Here is a 17,392-nt window from a genome sequence, read left to right on the forward strand (position 1 = left end):
GTTCGGCCATGTCGACCGATACGCTAACCAAATCAGTACGTTCCAGTGGATTCTTCAGCGCCGGCCTGGCCGAGAGCGATCCCGAGGTTCTTTCGTCCATCCGCGGTGAACTGAAGCGCGAACAGGACCAGATCGAACTGATCGCCAGCGAGAATATCGTCTCGCGCGCCGTACTCGAGGCCCAGGGGTCGGTCCTGACCAACAAGTACGCCGAGGGCTATCCGGGCAAGCGCTACTATGGCGGCTGCGAATATGTGGATATCGCGGAACAGCTGGCCATCGACCGCGCCAAGCGCCTGTTCGACTGCAAGTACGTCAACGTCCAGCCCCATTCCGGCGCCCAGGCCAATGGCGCGGTCATGATGGCGCTCGTCAAGCCGGGCGAGACGATCATGGGCATGTCGCTGGCCGCGGGCGGTCATCTGACCCACGGTGCGCCGCCGGCCCAGTCGGGCAAGTGGTTCAACGCGGTCCAGTACGGCGTGCGCCAGCAGGATCATCTGATCGACATGGATGAGGTCGAGGCGCTGGCCAAGGCGAACAAGCCGAAGCTGATCATCGCGGGCGGTTCGGCCTATCCGCGTATCATCGATTTTGCCCGTTTCCGCGCCATTGCCGACAGCGTCGGCGCCTATTTCATGGTGGATATGGCGCATTTCGCCGGTCTGGTCGCCGGCGGTGTCCATCCGAGCCCGCTGCCTCATGCGCACATCGTCACGACGACGACTCACAAGACCCTGCGCGGTCCGCGCGGCGGCATGGTGCTGTCCAATGACGAGGACCTGGGCAAGAAGATCAATTCGGCGGTGTTCCCCGGTCTCCAGGGCGGCCCGCTGATGCATGTCATCGCGGCCAAGGCGGTGGCCTTCGGCGAGGATTTGCGTCCGGAGTTCAAGCTCTACGCGCAGCAGGTGGTGACCAACGCCAAGGCGCTGGCCGACAAGCTGTTGTCGCGCGGCTTCGACATCGTCTCCGGCGGCACGGATACCCATCTGATGCTGGTCGACCTGCGCCCGAAAGGCGTGAAGGGCAACACGGCCGAGCATGCGCTGGAGCGGGCCAACATCACCTGCAACAAGAACGGCATTCCTTTCGATCCGGAAAAGCCCACCGTCACCTCGGGCATCCGCCTCGGGACGCCGGCCGGTACCACGCGCGGCTTCGGCGTCGCCGAGTTCCAGAAGATCGGCGACCTGATCGGCGACGTGCTGGAAGGGCTCGCCGCCAATCCGGATGATAACAGCGCGGCGGAAGCCGAAGCCCGCGCGCAGGTCGCCAAGCTGTGCGAGGCGTTCCCGATCTACAATTCCTGAGCGGCTCTCGAAGGGAGGGGGACCCATGCGCTGTCCGTTCTGCGGAAATGAAGAAACCCAGGTGAAGGACTCGCGGCCGAGCGAAGATGGCTCGGCCATTCGCCGCCGGCGGCATTGCCCGGCCTGCGGCGCCCGCTTCACCACGTTCGAGCGGGTACAGCTGCGCGAGTTGACGGTGGTGAAGAAGACCGGACGGCGGGTGCCCTTCGATCGTGACAAGCTGGCACGGTCGATCAATATCGCGCTGCGCAAGCGGCCGGTGGAACCGGAGCGGGTCGAGCGTCTGATCAACGGTCTGGTGCGCCGCCTCGAGAGCATGGGCGAGAGCGACGTTTCGTCCGATCTGGTCGGCGAACTGGTGATGGAAGGTCTCGCCGGCCTGGATCAGGTCGCCTATGTGCGCTTCGCCTCGGTCTACAAGAACTTCCGCGAAGCCAAGGATTTCGAGGAGTTCATCGGTAATCTGGATGGCGATCCCGAAGACTGACGCGTCCACCGACATGCGGCACATGCGGGCCGCGCTGGGCCTGGCCTCGCGCGTGCTCGGACAGGTGGCACCCAATCCGGCCGTGGGCTGCGTCATCGTCGGCGAGGGTCGGGTCGTCGGACGCGGCCATACCATGCCGGGTGGCCGCCCCCATGCGGAAACCGAAGCGTTGCGGCAGGCGGGCGAGGCGGCCCGCGGCGCGACGGCCTATGTGACGCTCGAGCCCTGTTCCCATCATGGACGGACCGCGCCTTGCGCCGATGCACTGATCGAAGCGGGTATCAGCCGGGTGGTCGTGGCGCTGACCGACCCTGACCCGCGCGTGTCGGGCCGCGGCATCGCGCGGTTGCGGAACGCCGGCGTTTCCGTCACCGAAAACGTGCTCGAAGCCGCCGCCCGCGAGATCAACGAAGGCTTCCTGCGCCGCGTCACCGAGGGTCGGCCCATGGTGACCCTCAAACTGGCGACCACGCTCGACGGCATGATCGCCGCGTTCGGCGGCGACAGCCAATGGATCACCGGCGAGGAGGCCCGGCGTTATGGCCATCTTCTGAGGGCGCGGCATGACGCCGTCCTGACCGGCATCGGCACCGTGCTGGCGGATGACCCGGTGCTGAACTGCCGGATCGACGGACTGGATCATGCCAGCCCGGTACGGATCGTGCTGGACAGCAACCTTCGCACGCCGCTGGACAGCAAGCTGGTACGAGGCGCCGCGCAGCTTCCCCTTTGGCTCGTCACCACGGAGGCGGCGGCACGCGCCCATGGTCGGCGCTTCGAAGCGGCGGGTGTCGATGTTCTGGCCTTGGAGGCGAACGAGGGCGGCGGCATCGACGTCCAGGCTGTCCTTGCGGCGCTCGCCTCGCGCGGGATCACCCGCGTCCTCGCGGAATCGGGGCGCGCCGTCGCCGGCAGCCTGTTGCGGGCCGATCTCGTGGACCGCGTCGCCTGGTTCAGGGCGCCGGCCGTCATGGGCGGCGACGGGCTGACGGCCCTCGAATCCCTCGGCGTGGTGAAGGTCAGCGCGCTCCGGCGCTTTCACTGTGTCGAGACAGTGCGGCTGGGCCAAGATGTGCTGGAAACCTACCGTCGCACGACCTATTAATGGCGCCATGTTTACTGGCATCATCACCGACATCGGCCATGTCCGTCTCATCAAGCCGCGCGGCGACACGCGGTTCGAGATCGGCACCTCCTATGACACCGCGACCATCGAGATGGGCGCTTCCATCGCCTGTTCCGGCGCCTGTCTGACCGTCGTCGACAAGGGCGAGGGATGGTTTGCCGTGGATGTCTCCGCGGAAACCCTGGCCAAGACCAATCTGGGTGACTGGCGTGAAGGCACGTCGATCAATCTCGAGCGCTCGCTTCGCCTTGGCGACGAATTGGGCGGTCACATCGTGCTGGGGCATGTCGACGGTGTCGGCACCATTCGCAGCATTACGCCGGAGGGCGATTCCCTGCGTTTCCTGTTCGAGGTGCCGCAGTCACTGAAGTCCTTCATCGCGCCGAAAGGCTCGGTCTCGGTCAATGGCGTGTCCCTGACCGTCAACGAGGTCGAAGGAAATGTTTTTGGCGTGAATATCATTCCGCATACGCAACAGATGACGACTTTCGGCAAAAACAGCGCCGGCGACCGGATCAATCTGGAAGTCGATGTGCTGGCGCGCTATGTAGCGCGCCTCAATGATCGGGAGTAGGCGATTGGACCGTCATCCGGGGCTATCGGGTATCGAAGAGGTCATCGACGACGCGCGCAACGGCAGGATGTTCATCCTGGTGGATGACGAGGATCGTGAGAACGAAGGCGATCTCGTGATCCCGGCGCAGATGGCCACGCCGGATGCCGTGAATTTCATGGCCACCCACGGACGAGGCCTGATCTGCCTGTCGCTGACCCGCGAGCGTATCGAAACGCTCGGCCTGCCCATGATGACGACCGAGAATCTGTCGCGCCATGAAACCGCGTTCACGGTTTCCATCGAGGCGCGCCAGGGCGTGACCACCGGCATCTCGGCGCGGGACCGGGCGCGGACCATTTCCGTCGCCATCGATCCGACCAAGGGACAGGCCGATATCGCCGTTCCGGGTCACGTCTTTCCCCTGATGGCCCGCGACGGTGGCGTGCTCGTGCGCGCCGGTCATACGGAAGCCGCGGTGGACGTGGCCCGTCTCGCCGGACTGATTCCGGCCGGCGTCATCTGCGAGATCATGAACGACGATGGCAGCATGGCCCGCCTGCCGGATCTGATCGCCTTCGCCCAGCGGCACAATCTCAAGGTCGGCACCATCGCCGACCTGATCGCCTACCGCCGCAAGCATGACAGTCTGGTCAAGTGCATCTCCGAGACGCATATCGACAGCGTGCACGGCGGCGACTGGCAGATGAAGATCTACGCCAATACGGCGGAATATGCCGAGCATGTGGTGCTGATCAAGGGTGACATTCGCGGCGATGAACCGGTCCCGGTCCGCATGCACCTGCTGGACATGTTCTCCGACATCGTCGGCGACGTATCGGCTCGCCCTGGTCAGTTGCATGACGCCATGCGCAAGATCGGCCAGATCGGCCGGGGTGTCGTGGTGATCCTGACCAATATCCAGCCGACCGTCCTTTCCCGGGCGGTCGCCGCGCGGTCCATGCGGCAGGGCTCGCAATCAGGCCGGCTGCTGGATTACGGGATCGGCGCCCAGATCCTGCTCGACGTGGGCGTCAAGGACATGATCCTGCTCTCGAATACCCATCATACGATCGTTGGCCTGGAAGGCTATGGCTTGACCGTCGTCGACCAGCTGCCTCTGGAGATCGAAACCGCTCATGTCTGACAAGCCGCATCTGCTCGTGATCCGGGCGCCGTTTTACGAGGACATCATCGCCGAACTGACGCGCGGCGCGACCTTGGCGCTCGACGAGGCGGGCGCGACCTATGATGTACTGGATGTGCCGGGCGCCTTCGAAATTCCCGCGGCGGTCGCCATGGCGGCGGCATCCCGCAAGCGCTATGACGGCTACGTCGCGCTCGGTTGTGTCATCCGCGGTGAAACCACCCATTATGATTACGTGTGCGCCGAAAGCGCCCGCGGCCTGCAGGAACTGGCGTATCGTGACCGCCTCGCCATCGGCTTTGGCGTGCTGACGGTCGAGAACGACGAGCAGGCCTGGGCCCGGGCGTCCGTCGACCGGAAGAACAAGGGTGGCGAGGTGGCGCACGCGGCGCTGCGCATGATCGCCGTGAAACGGGAGTTCGGTCTCGCATGATGACCGAAAGCAAGGCTCAACCGAAGGACAAGGCTGGCTCGCGCAGCGCCTCCCGTCTCGCGGCCGTTCAGGCTCTCTATCAGCTGGCCTCCAGCGAGGAAGCGGTGCCCGCCCTGGTCATCTCGGAGTTTCGCGCCTGGCGTCTCGGCAAGGAAGTGGACGGCGATGTCTACACCCCGGCCGATGAGGAACTGTTTTCGGACATCGTCATGGGAGCCTGGGACCGTCGCGGCGAGATCGACGCCCATATCGGCGCGGCGCTGACCGGCAGCCGCACGATCGACCGCCTGGAGCGTCTCGTTCTCGCCGTTCTCAGGGCGGGGGCCTACGAAGCCATGGCGCGCCCCGATGTTCCCACGCCAGTCATCATCAACGAGTATATGGACGTAGCGCACGCCTTCTTCACCGGGAAGGAGCCTGCCTTCGTCAACGGTGTTCTCGACAATGTCTCGCGCCAGGTCCGTTCCGGATCGGGTCGCTGACGGGCCGGCGTCATGCCGGGCCAGACGGGGCTGGGCGAATTCGAGCTCATCGCTGAGCTGTTCGCGCCCCTGAGCGCCGAAGCGCCTGGCGCGTTCGGTCTGACCGACGACGCCGCCACGATCCCGGTACCGCCGGGCCATCAGCTGGTGATGACCAAGGACATGATGGTCGCCGGGGTACATTTCCGTCCCCAGGATCCACCCGCGCTCGTCGCCCGCAAGCTTCTGCGCGTCAACCTGTCCGATCTCGCGGGAATGGGCGCGTCGCCCTACGGCTATGCGCTCGGTCTGAGCCTGTCTCCGGATCAGGACGATGACTGGCTACGCGCGTTCGCGGCCGGTCTTGCCGAGGATCAGCGAACATATGGCGTGGTCCTCCTGGGCGGCGACACCACGTCGACGCCGGGGCCGCTGACCCTGTCGCTGACGGCGTTCGGTCTTACGCCCACCGGCCGGATTCTGCGCCGGAATGGCGCCCGCCCGGGCGAGGCGGTATGCGTCTCCGGGACCATCGGCGACGCGGCGCTGGGGCTGCTGGCCCTGAACGGCGAACTCGATGATCCCACCGGGTTTCTCGCTGACCGCTATCTGCTGCCCCGGCCGCGCGTTGCGCTCGGCCCCCTGTTGCCCGGATGCGCCAGCGCGGGCCTCGACATCTCCGATGGACTTGCCGCCGATATCGGTCACCTGTCGCGGGCCTCGGCGGTCGGCGTGGTGCTGGAGATGGACGCGATCCCGCTGTCGGACGCGGCGCGCGCCCAGCTCGAGCGACGCCCCGATCTGGGCGAGCTGGTTCTGTCCGGGGGCGACGACTACGAAATTGCCTTCACCATCCCGCCAGAGAGGCTTGCGCCCTTGCTCGAACAGGCGGCGCAACTCGGTATTCCCGTGACCCGGATCGGCACTGTGACGGAGGGGCAGGGGGTGCGGGTGCTCGACGCCGCCGGCACGCCGGTGGTCCTGCACCAGACCGGTTATCGTCACCGGTAGAATATTTCAAATTTCTATTATCGAGTCGAGATGATCGCCGGATTTTTGAAGTTTCCAGGTGGTATTTCCGGCCTGAATAGGGGCGCTTCGCTCGGCGAAAACCGGAAACCCGTTCCGTTGACCGGATTTGTGCCGGAATTTGCTGTCCCGGTGCATTCATTTCGGTCATGAGACATTGTGCGGCTGCGAATTCATCCCTATTATCCACCGCGTGTGGGACCGGGTTCATAAAGAACAGGTAATGACAGAGTACGAGCAGGTAGGCGAACTGGAAGGGATCAAGCGCAAGTTCGGGGCGTTCGTGCGTACCCGTGGCTTCGCGCATTTTGGCTTCCACCTCTACACCGTCTGGAATGACGGTGAGTGCCCTGATATCACCCTCACGAGCATGTCCATCGTGGATCAGCCGGGTTATCTGGCCCGCATGGCGACCGTCCTGGCGCCCCTGTCCATCGGCGAGTCGATGGGACGGGGTGCGTTCTGGTGGTCGGACCCCGCCGGAAGCCAGTCGCCGGTCCTCGTGCTGCCCTATCGCGGCGCCGATGATGAGAAGGCGCTGCTGACCTTGATGCCGCACGCCTTGGGCGAGGTCGCCACCGGCGATCTGCTGGATCGTGGCCGCGAATTCTATTCTCAGGCCTCCCAGGCGCTGAAGGCCTACGGATTTATTCCGCCGGTGCCGCAGCTCTCCGAGGAAGAGAAGTGCTGCCTCCGGCTTCAGGCGGAAGGGGCCGTTACCCAGGCGCGTCTGAGCGCCTACGGCATGTCGCCGGATGATTTCCGCCGGCACATGCGCACCTCGACCAAGAGTCTTCGCGCGCAGAACGAAGTCCACGCGGTCGTGATCGCGCTTCGTCTGCACCTGATTTCTCCAGAGATCGGGTAGGCCCATGGAAATTCTCGATTACATCGAACGGTCGAATGCCGCCGGATCGCGTGACGAGGCGCTGGTTCTGTTCCGTCAGGCCGTGGGCCAGTACGGCTTCGACCGGGTGATGTACCACAGCACCCGCGCCGTCGGCGAGGGCGAGGAAGAGGGCTCCTCGGTGGTCCTGACCAATTATCCCAATGAGTGGCTGGGCCAGTACGCGGCCAAGCGCTGGGACAAGTTCGATCCGGTCGTGCGGTATGGCATCGTGGCGCCGCGCCCCTTCTGCTGGGACGCGCTGCCCAAGCACATGCACCTGACCAAGCAGCAGCAGAACCTCATGGGTGGCGCGGTGGATGCCGGCCTCAATGATGGTGTCGGCATTCCGCTGCATGGTCCGCGCGGTGAGAGCTCGGGTGTCGGCCTGGCGAGCAGCATCGGTCAGACCGACGCCGCACGTCATCTCGGCGTCCTCAACGCGCTGGTTCACCAATTCCACCTCAACTACTGGTCCTTCGAGGAGCCAGGCAGCCGCGATCAGATCGTCGTGTCGCTGACCGCCCGCGAACGGGAAGTTCTGCACTGGTGCGCCCAAGGCAAGAGCAACTGGACCATCGGCGAGATCATCGGCATCTCCGAGCACGGCGTCGAGTTCCATGTCCGCAACATTCTCAAGAAGCTGGACGTGGATTCCCGCATCACCGCGGTCGTCAAAGCGCTGCATCTCGGCCTTATTCTTCCCTAATTCCGTCTTTACCCGTGTTCGGGCGAGGGCCGCGACAGGCACTGTCGCGGCCCTTCTTATTGGCCTGCGCGGAACCATCTGTGAATTCAATGAGCTAGTCACATTTCGCAAAACCCTACGGAGTACCGTAGGTGTGGGAGGTGCGTCAGCGGGGTAACGTCATCAGGCTTCAACCAGCAAACTGATGACAGAGCCATGATCGATTGTATTACCTGCGAGACCGCTCACATGTTCGGCGACGCGATCGCGTCGCAGCATCGCCTTCGTTATAAGGTTTTCATCCAGCAGCAGAGCTACGATGTCCCGAGCTACCGGGGCATGGAGTTCGACCAGTTCGATACGCCTGCGGCGACCTACCTGACCTACAGGGACAAGCACAACGTCGTCCGGGCCGTGACGCGCGTCAGCCCCACCACCATGCCTTACATGCTCGAGGAAGTATTCCCCGACATGGTCACCTTCGCGCCGCTGGTCAAGTCCGAGCGCGTGTGGGAAGGCACCCGCCTCGCGGTCGATCCCGACCTTCCGGAGCACGAGCGCCTGCGCGCCGTCGGCGAGATGATGTGCGCCTACCTGGAGTTTGGCATCCGCGAGGGGATCGACGAGTTCTACATCCTGATGCCGGTCGCGCTGCAGACCATCCTGATGGAGCGCACGGGCTGGCCGGTCACGGTTCTGGGCGAAACCCGCATGATCGGCGGCGAGGCCGTCCGCGCGGTCGCCCCGAAGGTTTCCGCCGAAATCCTGGCGCGCGTCCGCGGCAAGCTCGGCATCACGTACTCCGTACTTCAGACTGCGGACGACCTGGTCGCTCGCGAAACTCAAGAGAAGGTGGCTTAACATGACCCCGGAAATGCGTATCAGTGGTTTGGTGGCCGAAACCGCTCAGGAGAATGCCCAGTCGCTTCTTCCCGGCCTCCAGTATCTGGCCCGTGAAGCGCGTTGGGCCGAGCTGAGCGAAGTGGCTCAGATCCTCGACGAAGCGATCAACGATATCTCGAAGTGGATTCGCGGCAGCGCGAACTGAACAAAGGCCGTAACCGCTTCATTTACCGGGCGGATTACGCAGAAGGTTTTTGCCGGATATACTTGGGCCGGCATCAGCGCCGGGCTTTCGACAGGCATTTTCCCTGTCGAGGCCCGGCGCTTGCGTTTGGGGATACGATAGGTCACAGTTTTTTTCGAACCAAACGTCCGAAAAAGGACGGCACCATAGAGCCTTCCAAGGTTTTTCAACTGAAACGAGGGCCAATCAGAACAAAACGAAACGAGGGAAGTCACTAATGTCATTTGAACTATGGCTATGGTTAGTCATCGGCTGCGGTCTGCTCGCCGTTCTCTACGGCGTCGTGACAGGACGCAGTATTCTCGCGTCAAGTCCCGGTAACGCGAGAATGCAGGAAATCGCCGCCGCCATCCAGGAAGGGGCCAAGGCGTATCTGAACCGGCAATACACCACCATCGGTATCGTCGGCATCGTCATTGCCATTGCGCTGTTCATCGTGCTGGGCAAGTTCGCCGCGCTCGGCTTCGTCATTGGCGCGGTTCTTTCCGGCGCCGCCGGATACATCGGCATGATCGTCTCCGTGCGTGCCAACGTCCGTACGGCCGAGGCCTCGCGCATCGGTCTGGCCGCCGGCCTCAGCCTGGCGTTCCGCTCTGGCGCGGTCACCGGCATGCTGGTCGCCGGTCTCGCCTTGCTGGGCGTCGCGGGCTATTACGCGCTGCTGCAGAAACTGGGCTACGGCCTCAGCGACCGGACCCTGATCGACGGTCTCGTATCGCTCGGTTTCGGGGCGTCCCTGATCTCCATCTTCGCCCGGCTGGGCGGCGGCATCTTCACCAAGGGTGCGGACGTCGGCGCCGATCTCGTCGGCAAGGTCGAGGCGGGCATTCCCGAGGACGACCCGCGCAACCCGGCCGTGATCGCCGATAATGTGGGCGACAATGTGGGCGATTGCGCCGGCATGGCCGCCGACCTGTTCGAGACCTATGCGGTGACCATCGTCGCCACCATGGTGCTCGCCAGCATCTTTTTCGTCGGTCCGCAGCAGGAGAGCCTGATGCTCTACCCGCTCGCCATCGGCGGCGTCTGCATCATCACCTCCATCATCGGCACGTTCTTCGTGCGCCTCGGTAAGTCGAACAACATCATGGGCGCGCTCTACAAGGGCTTCATCGCCACGGCCGTCCTGTCGCTCGCTGCGCTCTATCCTTTGACCCAGGCGCTCCTGGGCGGGATGGGTGCCGAATTCTCGGCGGGTGAAAAGATCTTCACGGCCATGGACCTGTTCCTGTGCGGCGTGACGGGCCTCGTGATCACCGGTCTGCTGATCTGGATCACCGAATATTACACGGGCACCAACTTCCGTCCGGTCAAGAGCATCGCCCAGGCCTCCACCACCGGCCATGGCACCAACGTCATCCAGGGCCTCGCGGTCTCGATGGAAGCCACCGCCCTGCCGGCGATCGTCATTTGCGCGGGCATCGTGGTCACCTACATGCTGGCCGGCCTCTTCGGTATCGCCATCGCGGTCAGCACCATGCTGGCGCTGGCGGGCATGGTCGTGGCGCTCGATGCCTATGGTCCCGTGACCGACAATGCGGGCGGCATCGCCGAAATGGCCGAGCTCGATCCGGAAGTGCGCAAGGTCACCGACGCGCTCGACGCGGTCGGCAACACCACCAAGGCGGTCACCAAGGGTTACGCCATCGGTTCCGCCGGCCTCGGCGCGCTGGTGCTCTTCGCGGCCTATACGGAAGATCTCAGCCACTTCTTCACCGACATCGTCGTCGATTTCAGCCTGTCCAATCCCTACGTGGTCGTCGGCCTGCTGATCGGCGGTCTGCTGCCCTACCTGTTCGGCTCCATGGGCATGATGGCCGTCGGCCGTGCCGCCGGCGCCATCGTCGAGGAGGTCCGGGCCCAGTTCCGCGACAATCCCGGCATCATGCAGGGCACGTCCAAGCCCAACTACGCCCGCTCGGTCGATCTGCTGACCAAGGCGGCGATTCGGGAAATGATCGTGCCGTCGCTGTTGCCGGTCCTGTCGCCGATCGTCGTGTACTTCCTGTTCAACGCCATCGCCGGCCAGGCCAACGCCTTCGCCGCGCTCGGCGCCATGCTGCTCGGCGTCATCGTGACCGGCGTCTTCGTCGCGATCTCCATGACCGCCGGCGGCGGCGCATGGGACAACGCCAAGAAGTACATCGAGGATGGCCATCATGGCGGCAAGGGCTCGGAAGCCCACAAGGCCGCGGTGACCGGCGATACGGTCGGCGATCCCTACAAGGATACGGCCGGTCCGGCGGTCAACCCGATGATCAAGATCACCAACATCGTCGCGCTTCTGCTGCTCGCCATCCTGGCGCAGGGCTGATCCACGGCGGCGATAAACGTCAAAGGCCCCGGCGGGTGACCGCCGGGGCCTTTTTCATTCCATCAGGCGTCAGAGCCGATCAGTTGCCGGGCGAAGCCGGGCCGGGACCGCTGAAACGGCCGATATTACTGAAGATCTGCTCGAAGAAGCCCAGTTCCTTGCCGCGTGTCGGCGTCTTGGCGCCGACCGGATTGACTTCGCGGGCGGCTTCCATGCCCGCTCTCGTGATTTCCTTCACGTTGCCGCTCGGGTCGAACGAAACCTGCAGCACCTGGTTGTCCACCGTGTCGGGCCGGAAGAACGCCCAGCTCTCATGGGTGCGCGAGACGTAGTACCAGTTCTCGTCGTCGAACGTGCCCGGAACGGTCGGCGTGCCCAGCGCGGCGAGGACCGAGGCCCGGTTGTCGACGCCGGGGCGGATTTCCTTGATCAGCTCCTCATCCATCAGATAGCCGCGCTGATCCACGGTCTTGGCGCAGCCCGGCAGTCCGACCGTAACGGTCACCGCCAGACCCAACGCAACGAAAAGAGTCTGTTTCTTCACCGTGTCTCTCTAACTGGATATGACGCCCGCCGGTTGACGGCGCGCGACCAAGGGCCTATCTCGCTGGGCTAGAAAATGGCATCGCACCCCGGCACTGTCAACGTCGCGCGCCGGTCGGCGATGGACCAAGCGGAACAAGTGATGCTGCAGTTCATCAGAAGCCTACGCAGGATGTTCGTCCCAACCCCGGACCAGCTGGTCGCGAACGCGCTGTATAACACGCTCGTGGGCCAGTCGCGCCAGCCTGCCTTCTATCTGGACGGCGGCGTGCCCGATACGCTGGACGGACGCTTCGACATGATCGTGTTGCACGCGTTTCTCGTCATGCGCCGTCTCCGGGACGGCGGCGAGCGGGGCGAGACCTTGTCCCAGGTGCTGTTCGATGAGATGTTTTCCGACATGGACCGCTCGCTGCGCGAGATGGGCGTGGGCGACATGGGGATCGGCAAGAGGGTGAGGGCCATGGGCAAGGCTTTCATGGGCCGGGTCAAAGCCTATGATGAGGGCCTCGATACCGGCGGCGACGCCCTGGAACAGGCTTTGCTGCGCAATCTTTACCGCTCGGCGCCGCCGTCGGATGAAAGCCTGGCGTCCATGGTGGCCTATGCCAGACGGGAAGCGGCGCATCTGGGCGAGCAGCCTCTTGATCGATTGATGGCGGGCGAGGTGACCTTCGGACCCGCGCTGGGAGAACCAAAGCCATGAGCGAGATGCATCGTCCCATCGATATCGGCGCGCTGACCGACAGCGGCCGCGCCATCGATTTCGTCGCCAGTCCCGAGGAATGCGCCGCCATCGCCACGAGGCTCGAAATCGTGGCCGTCCGCGATCTGCGCGTTCTCGGCCGGCTCGATCCCGTTCGCAAGGGTGCCACCGCGCGGTTCGAGGCTCGGATGACCGCGGCCGTGACCCAGCGCTGCGTCGTCAGCCTCGATCCGGTGGAGGCCGATATCGATGAGATGCTTCATATCCGGCTGGTGACCGAAGAGCAGGAGCAGACCTCCGCCGAACTCGATCTTCAACCGGACGAGGAGGATGTGGAGGTCGTCGGTGCCGGACTGGTTGATCTGGGCGACATCTGCGTCCAGTATTTGGCGCTGGCTCTCGATCCCTATCCGCGCCGCGCCGATCTGGCCGATACGGAAGTCGCGCTGCCCGAAGAGATCGCGGAAGATGTTTCCAACCCGTTCGCTGTTTTAAAGAAACTGAAAGACAAAGCTTGAAGCGCGTAGAATTCTGAGTATGTTCTGGCGCCTAAACGCGGCCCCGGTGGTCGGGGCGCTTTTCTAGAATAAGAGATCGACAGATGGCGGTACCGAAAAGAAAAACGACGCCCTCGCGGCGGAACATGCGCCGCTCGCACCACGCGCTGCCGGTGACCGGTTCGATCGAGTGCTCGAACTGCGGCGAAGTGAAGCTGCCGCATCACGTCTGCTCGGCGTGCGGCCATTATGATGGCCGTGAGGTTGTCGAGGCCACTGAGACCTTTTAAGGATCGGGTGCTGGGGATGTCGCATTGGCAGGCGCCCTAACGATCGCCCTCGACGCCATGGGTGGCGATAACGCCCCCGGCGTCATTCTCGATGGCACAGAGCTCGCGCGGGAGCGGTATCCCCACGTCAAGTACCTGTTGTTCGGCGACGGGGAACAGCTGGAAGCCGCTCTTGCCAGCCGTCCCAAGCTGAAGGATTGCTGTACGGTCATTCACGCGGAAAGCGTGGTCGACGGTGGCATGAAACCCAGCCAGGCGCTCCGCAAGGGGCGGGCGTCGAGTATGGGACTGGCGATCCAGGCAGTGAGCGACGGCAAGGCCCATGTGGCCCTGTCGGCCGGCAATACGGGCGCGCTGATGGCGCTCTCCAAATTCATCCTGCGGACACTGCCCGGCATCGACCGGCCTGCCTTGGTGACCCTGCTGCCCAGCAAGCGTGGCGAGAGCGCCATGCTCGATCTCGGCGCCAATGTGGAATGCTCTGCCGATAATCTGGTCGAGTTCGCCGTCATGGGCGCCGCCTATGCGCGTCTGGTGCTCGGCGTCGAGCGTCCCAAGGTGGCGTTGCTGAACATCGGCACGGAAGAACTCAAAGGCAATGAAGAGGTCAAGGACGCGGCGGAGATTCTCCGCAAGCTCGACCTGCATTTCGAGTTCACGGGCTTTGCCGAGGGCAACGATATCGGGCAGGGCAAAGCCGATGTCTTCGTGACCGATGGCTTTACCGGCAACGTGGCGCTCAAGACCATCGAAGGCACCGCCACGCTGATTGCGGACCTGTTTCGCCGCGCGTTCCGGAACTCGCCGCTCTCCATGCTGGGATACATCATGGCGCGCGGCGGCCTCAGGACCTTGCGCGCGCATCTCGATCCCAATACGCACAATGGCGGCATGTTCGTCGGCCTGAACGGTCTCGTCGTGAAAAGTCACGGCGGCGCCAACGCGGCCGGCATCGCCAGCGCCATCGGCGTCGCGAAGGATCTGGCGGAAGGCGATCTGAACGCCCGCATCGCCGAAGACATGGCCAGGTTCGGCAGCCAGAGGCCGGCTGCACCAGCAGAGGTGATGATACCGTGAGTGGCACCAGGACAGTGGTCAAGGGAGTCGGCGCCTATCTGCCGGCCCGTATCGTCACCAATGCCGAGATGGCGAAGATCGTCGATACCACCGACGACTGGATTGTCGAGCGTACCGGCATCATGCAGCGCCATATCGCCGCCGAGGGAGAGTATACCTCGGACCTGGCGACCGCGGCGGGGCGCGCCGCGCTCGAGAACGCCGGCATGGATGCATCGAGCATCGACATGGTGCTGGTCGCCACCGCGACTCCCGACGAGACCTTTCCCGCCACGGCGGTGACGGTGCAGGCCAAGCTGGGCATTACCGGCGGCGCGGCATTCGATCTTCAGGCGGTGTGCTCCGGCTTCGTCTACGGCTTTGCCGTCGCTGACAATCTCATCCGCGGCGGGCTGGCAAAAAACATCCTGCTCATCGGCGCCGAAACCTTTTCCCGAATCCTCGACTGGGAAGACCGCACGACCTGCGTGCTGTTTGGCGACGGTGCCGGAGCGGTTGTCCTGAGTGGCGAAACGGACGCGGGCGACCGTGGCATCATCGCCAACAAGTTGCGTAGCGACGGCACCAAGCACGACCTGCTCTATGTGGATGGCGGACCATCCACGACCCAAACCGTCGGCAAGCTTCGGATGCGCGGCAAGGATGTCTTCAAGCACGCCGTGACGAATTTGGCCGACATTGTTGAAGCCGTGCTTCAGGATACTGGTCTAAGCCCTTCTGATATAGACTGGATTGTCCCTCATCAGGCCAACCGGCGCATTCTCGACGCCACGGCGAAGAAGCTCGGCGTGGATCCTGACAGGGTCGTCGTCACGGTTCACGACCATGGCAACACATCCGCCGCTTCTGTGCCGCTGGCGCTCGAGCGGGCCGTCCGGGATGGTCGCATCAAGCGCGGGGATCTGGTTCTGCTCGAAGCGATGGGCGGCGGCTTTACCTGGGGTGCCAGCCTCGTCCGCTGGTAGCGCGCTCCGCCATCCGGCATAGCGGCGGAATTTCCTTTTATATTGACTGGTTTAACGCACGTGTCTAACCTTTTCCCTTCCACTAGGGGAACAGGGGCGTGCGATGAGCGGCAAAACCGTGACGCGAGCGGATCTCAGCGAGGCCGTGTACCAGGAGGTAGGTCTCTCGCGCAACGAGTCCGCCGAACTGGTCGAGAAGGTACTCGACATCATTTCTGATAAATTGGTTGAAGGCGAAAGCGTAAAGATTTCGTCCTTTGGCAGTTTCGTCGTGCGCAGCAAAGGCGGCCGCACGGGCCGCAATCCGAAGACCGGAGAAGAGGTGCCGATCGGTCCAAGGCGCGTGCTGGTCTTCCGTCCCAGTCAGGTACTGAAGTCCATCGTCGCCAGCGCGACACGGGCGCCCAGTTGAGCAGAGCGTGAATGACGACGTCCACCGACAATGACGAGGGCCGTGCCCCCATTCGTAAATCGCCTGACGCCTTTCGTACTATCAGTGAGGTATCGGACGATCTTAACGTGCCGCAGCATGTCTTGCGGTTCTGGGAAAGCAAGTTCACTCAGATCAGGCCGCTGAAGCGGGGCGGACGCCGCCGGTATTATCGTCCCGAGGATGTGCTGCTGCTGCGCGGTATTCGCCGGCTGCTCTATGATGATGGCTATACCATCAAGGGCGTGCAGAAGGTCCTCAAGGAACGTGGTGTCCGGTCGGTCGCCGATGGCGGCCGGGAGCCCTCCGACGAGGCCGTCACGCCATCATACACCGACGAGAGGCCAGCCGAGGAGGCCATTGTCGCCGTCGCGGCGGCCGGGACCGAGCCGCTCGCGGATGACGGCCCCGACCGTGCCGAGCTCGAGCGCCTGCTGGATGAACTCGGCACCATCAGGTCGCTCCTGGTACAGTGAGCGGCCGCCCGCCGGTACTCGCTCACGAACGCTTCGTTCAGCACGCCGCGACGCTGCGCAAGCTCGGCCTCCGCGATCGGTTCGACTACATCTTCGACCGGAACATGTGGGGCGCCAGCGAGTCGCGTTCGGGTCTGGGATCATCAGCGGAAGAGACGGAAATCCTGCGCCGCGAAGTGCCAGCCTTGCTGCGCGCGCTGTGCGTCGGCACGCTCCTCGACATCCCCTGCGGCGACTTTTCCTGGCTTCGTCAAACCGATCTCGCCGGCATCGAGTACATCGGCGCCGACATCGTCGATGGAATTGTCGAAAACAACATAAATGAATGGGGGCAGCGCCCCGGCATTCGATCCTTCCTGACGCTTGACCTCACGCAGGATCCGTTGCCCAAGGCGGATCTGATCCTGTGCCGGGATTGCCTGGTTCATTTTTCCTTCGCGCGTATTGGCGAGGCGCTGGACAATCTCGGCAAGAGCGGCAGCGTGTATCTGCTCGCGACGACCTTTCCAGAGCACCAGGTGAACGAGGATATCGAGGACGGCGACTGGCGTTTGCTCAATCTGACCAGGCCGCCGTTCAACTTCCCGCCACCCTTGCGTCTTGTCGTCGAGGGATGCCGCGAAGGCGAGGGTGCCTACGCGGACAAATCCCTGGGCCTCTGGCGGATCGCGGACATTCCCTTGCCTGCATGGCACGCAGGGAACATTCCCGAATAATAGGGCTGGCATCCCGTCGCGCGCTCGCATTATAGTGCGCCCGCTTTCGACGGGGTAACCGGTCGAGACGCTTTATCGGAGTGTAGCGCAGTCTGGTAGCGCACCACACTGGGGGTGTGGGGGTCGTCGGTTCAAATCCGGCCACTCCGACCAGTTCCGGGGCCGGCT

22 protein-coding genes and 1 tRNA gene are annotated in these 17,392 nt (G+C 63.8%); 22 read left to right on the forward strand and 1 reads right to left on the reverse strand.

Features of this window, described 5'->3' with window-relative positions:
* The first annotated feature begins 8 nt into the window (after positions 1-8).
* The 13 genes from glyA (at position 9) to WJU17_RS02370 (ending at position 11,524) form a co-directional block, all read left to right on the forward strand.
* On the forward strand, positions 9-1,313 hold the full coding sequence (gene glyA, locus WJU17_RS02310) for a serine hydroxymethyltransferase (protein ID WP_346325730.1): 1,305 nt from the start codon (positions 9-11) through the stop codon (positions 1,311-1,313).
* A 25-nt stretch (positions 1,314-1,338) separates the two neighbouring features.
* Positions 1,339-1,800, forward strand: coding sequence for a transcriptional regulator NrdR (nrdR, locus tag WJU17_RS02315; RefSeq protein ID WP_346325731.1), 462 nt, complete (start codon positions 1,339-1,341; stop codon positions 1,798-1,800).
* A complete protein-coding gene (gene ribD / locus WJU17_RS02320) occupies positions 1,781-2,905 on the forward strand; it encodes a bifunctional diaminohydroxyphosphoribosylaminopyrimidine deaminase/5-amino-6-(5-phosphoribosylamino)uracil reductase RibD (RefSeq protein ID WP_346325732.1) in 1,125 nt (374 codons plus the stop codon). The genes nrdR and ribD overlap by 20 nt, the downstream gene beginning before the upstream one ends.
* Positions 2,906-2,912: 7 nt before the next feature.
* Positions 2,913-3,500, forward strand: a complete 588-nt coding sequence (locus WJU17_RS02325; protein ID WP_346325733.1) for a riboflavin synthase — start codon at positions 2,913-2,915, stop codon at positions 3,498-3,500.
* A 4-nt stretch (positions 3,501-3,504) separates the two neighbouring features.
* Complete coding sequence (gene ribB / locus WJU17_RS02330) at positions 3,505-4,626, forward strand: 3,4-dihydroxy-2-butanone-4-phosphate synthase (RefSeq protein ID WP_346325734.1); 1,122 nt, start codon at positions 3,505-3,507, stop codon at positions 4,624-4,626.
* Complete coding sequence (locus tag WJU17_RS02335; RefSeq protein WP_346325735.1) at positions 4,619-5,059, forward strand: 6,7-dimethyl-8-ribityllumazine synthase; 441 nt, start codon at positions 4,619-4,621, stop codon at positions 5,057-5,059. The genes ribB and WJU17_RS02335 overlap by 8 nt, the downstream gene beginning before the upstream one ends.
* Positions 5,056-5,541, forward strand: a complete 486-nt coding sequence (gene nusB / locus WJU17_RS02340; protein ID WP_346325736.1) for a transcription antitermination factor NusB — start codon at positions 5,056-5,058, stop codon at positions 5,539-5,541. The genes WJU17_RS02335 and nusB overlap by 4 nt, the downstream gene beginning before the upstream one ends.
* Before the next feature lie 12 nt (positions 5,542-5,553).
* Positions 5,554-6,531, forward strand: a complete 978-nt coding sequence (thiL, locus tag WJU17_RS02345; protein WP_346325737.1) for a thiamine-phosphate kinase — start codon at positions 5,554-5,556, stop codon at positions 6,529-6,531.
* A 241-nt stretch (positions 6,532-6,772) separates the two neighbouring features.
* On the forward strand, positions 6,773-7,417 hold the full coding sequence (locus WJU17_RS02350; protein WP_346325738.1) for a hypothetical protein: 645 nt from the start codon (positions 6,773-6,775) through the stop codon (positions 7,415-7,417).
* Positions 7,418-7,421: 4 nt separating this feature from the next.
* Positions 7,422-8,144 (forward strand): LuxR family transcriptional regulator, encoded by a 723-nt coding sequence (locus WJU17_RS02355; RefSeq protein WP_346325739.1) that lies wholly within the window; start codon positions 7,422-7,424, stop codon positions 8,142-8,144.
* A gap of 195 nt (positions 8,145-8,339) precedes the next feature.
* Positions 8,340-8,984 carry an acyl-homoserine-lactone synthase gene (locus WJU17_RS02360; RefSeq protein WP_346325740.1) on the forward strand — a complete coding sequence of 215 codons (645 nt, stop codon included), beginning with the start codon at positions 8,340-8,342 and terminating at the stop codon, positions 8,982-8,984.
* Position 8,985: 1 nt separating this feature from the next.
* Positions 8,986-9,171 carry a hypothetical protein gene (locus WJU17_RS02365; protein WP_346325741.1) on the forward strand — a complete coding sequence of 62 codons (186 nt, stop codon included), beginning with the start codon at positions 8,986-8,988 and terminating at the stop codon, positions 9,169-9,171.
* 256 nt (positions 9,172-9,427) lie between these two features.
* Complete coding sequence (locus WJU17_RS02370) at positions 9,428-11,524, forward strand: sodium-translocating pyrophosphatase (protein WP_346325742.1); 2,097 nt, start codon at positions 9,428-9,430, stop codon at positions 11,522-11,524.
* Between the two features lie 79 nt (positions 11,525-11,603).
* On the opposite strand, the gene bamE is transcribed toward WJU17_RS02370, so the two are convergent.
* On the reverse strand, positions 11,604-12,068 hold the full coding sequence (gene bamE, locus WJU17_RS02375; RefSeq protein WP_346325743.1) for an outer membrane protein assembly factor BamE: 465 nt from the start codon (positions 12,066-12,068) through the stop codon (positions 11,604-11,606).
* A 171-nt stretch (positions 12,069-12,239) separates the two neighbouring features.
* Between bamE and WJU17_RS02380 the strand changes: the two genes are divergently transcribed.
* The 9 genes from WJU17_RS02380 (at position 12,240) to WJU17_RS02420 (ending at position 17,377) form a co-directional block, all read left to right on the forward strand.
* Entirely contained in the window at positions 12,240-12,773 is a 534-nt protein-coding gene (locus tag WJU17_RS02380) for a ubiquinol-cytochrome C chaperone family protein (protein WP_346325744.1), read from the forward strand.
* Positions 12,770-13,291 carry a DUF177 domain-containing protein gene (locus tag WJU17_RS02385; RefSeq protein ID WP_346325745.1) on the forward strand — a complete coding sequence of 174 codons (522 nt, stop codon included), beginning with the start codon at positions 12,770-12,772 and terminating at the stop codon, positions 13,289-13,291. The genes WJU17_RS02380 and WJU17_RS02385 overlap by 4 nt, the downstream gene beginning before the upstream one ends.
* Before the next feature lie 83 nt (positions 13,292-13,374).
* Positions 13,375-13,560 (forward strand): 50S ribosomal protein L32, encoded by a 186-nt coding sequence (gene rpmF / locus WJU17_RS02390; protein WP_346325746.1) that lies wholly within the window; start codon positions 13,375-13,377, stop codon positions 13,558-13,560.
* A 24-nt stretch (positions 13,561-13,584) separates the two neighbouring features.
* The gene (gene plsX, locus WJU17_RS02395) at positions 13,585-14,637 is read left to right on the forward strand and encodes a phosphate acyltransferase PlsX (RefSeq protein WP_346325747.1); all 1,053 of its coding nucleotides are present in this window, start codon (positions 13,585-13,587) and stop codon (positions 14,635-14,637) included.
* On the forward strand, positions 14,634-15,602 hold the full coding sequence (locus WJU17_RS02400) for a beta-ketoacyl-ACP synthase III (RefSeq protein ID WP_346325748.1): 969 nt from the start codon (positions 14,634-14,636) through the stop codon (positions 15,600-15,602). Before plsX ends, WJU17_RS02400 begins: the two co-directional genes overlap by 4 nt.
* 103 nt (positions 15,603-15,705) lie before the next feature.
* Positions 15,706-16,014, forward strand: coding sequence for an integration host factor subunit alpha (locus WJU17_RS02405; protein WP_346325749.1), 309 nt, complete (start codon positions 15,706-15,708; stop codon positions 16,012-16,014).
* A gap of 11 nt (positions 16,015-16,025) precedes the next feature.
* On the forward strand, positions 16,026-16,508 hold the full coding sequence (locus tag WJU17_RS02410; RefSeq protein WP_346325750.1) for a MerR family transcriptional regulator: 483 nt from the start codon (positions 16,026-16,028) through the stop codon (positions 16,506-16,508).
* A complete protein-coding gene (locus WJU17_RS02415; RefSeq protein ID WP_346325751.1) occupies positions 16,505-17,224 on the forward strand; it encodes a class I SAM-dependent methyltransferase in 720 nt (239 codons plus the stop codon). The genes WJU17_RS02410 and WJU17_RS02415 overlap by 4 nt, the downstream gene beginning before the upstream one ends.
* 76 nt (positions 17,225-17,300) lie before the next feature.
* Positions 17,301-17,377 (forward strand) — tRNA-Pro (locus WJU17_RS02420).
* The last annotated feature ends 15 nt before the right edge of the window (positions 17,378-17,392 follow it).

Source organism: Iodidimonas sp. SYSU 1G8 (genome assembly GCF_039655775.1).
GTDB lineage: Bacteria > Pseudomonadota > Alphaproteobacteria > SMXS01 > SMXS01 > RI-34.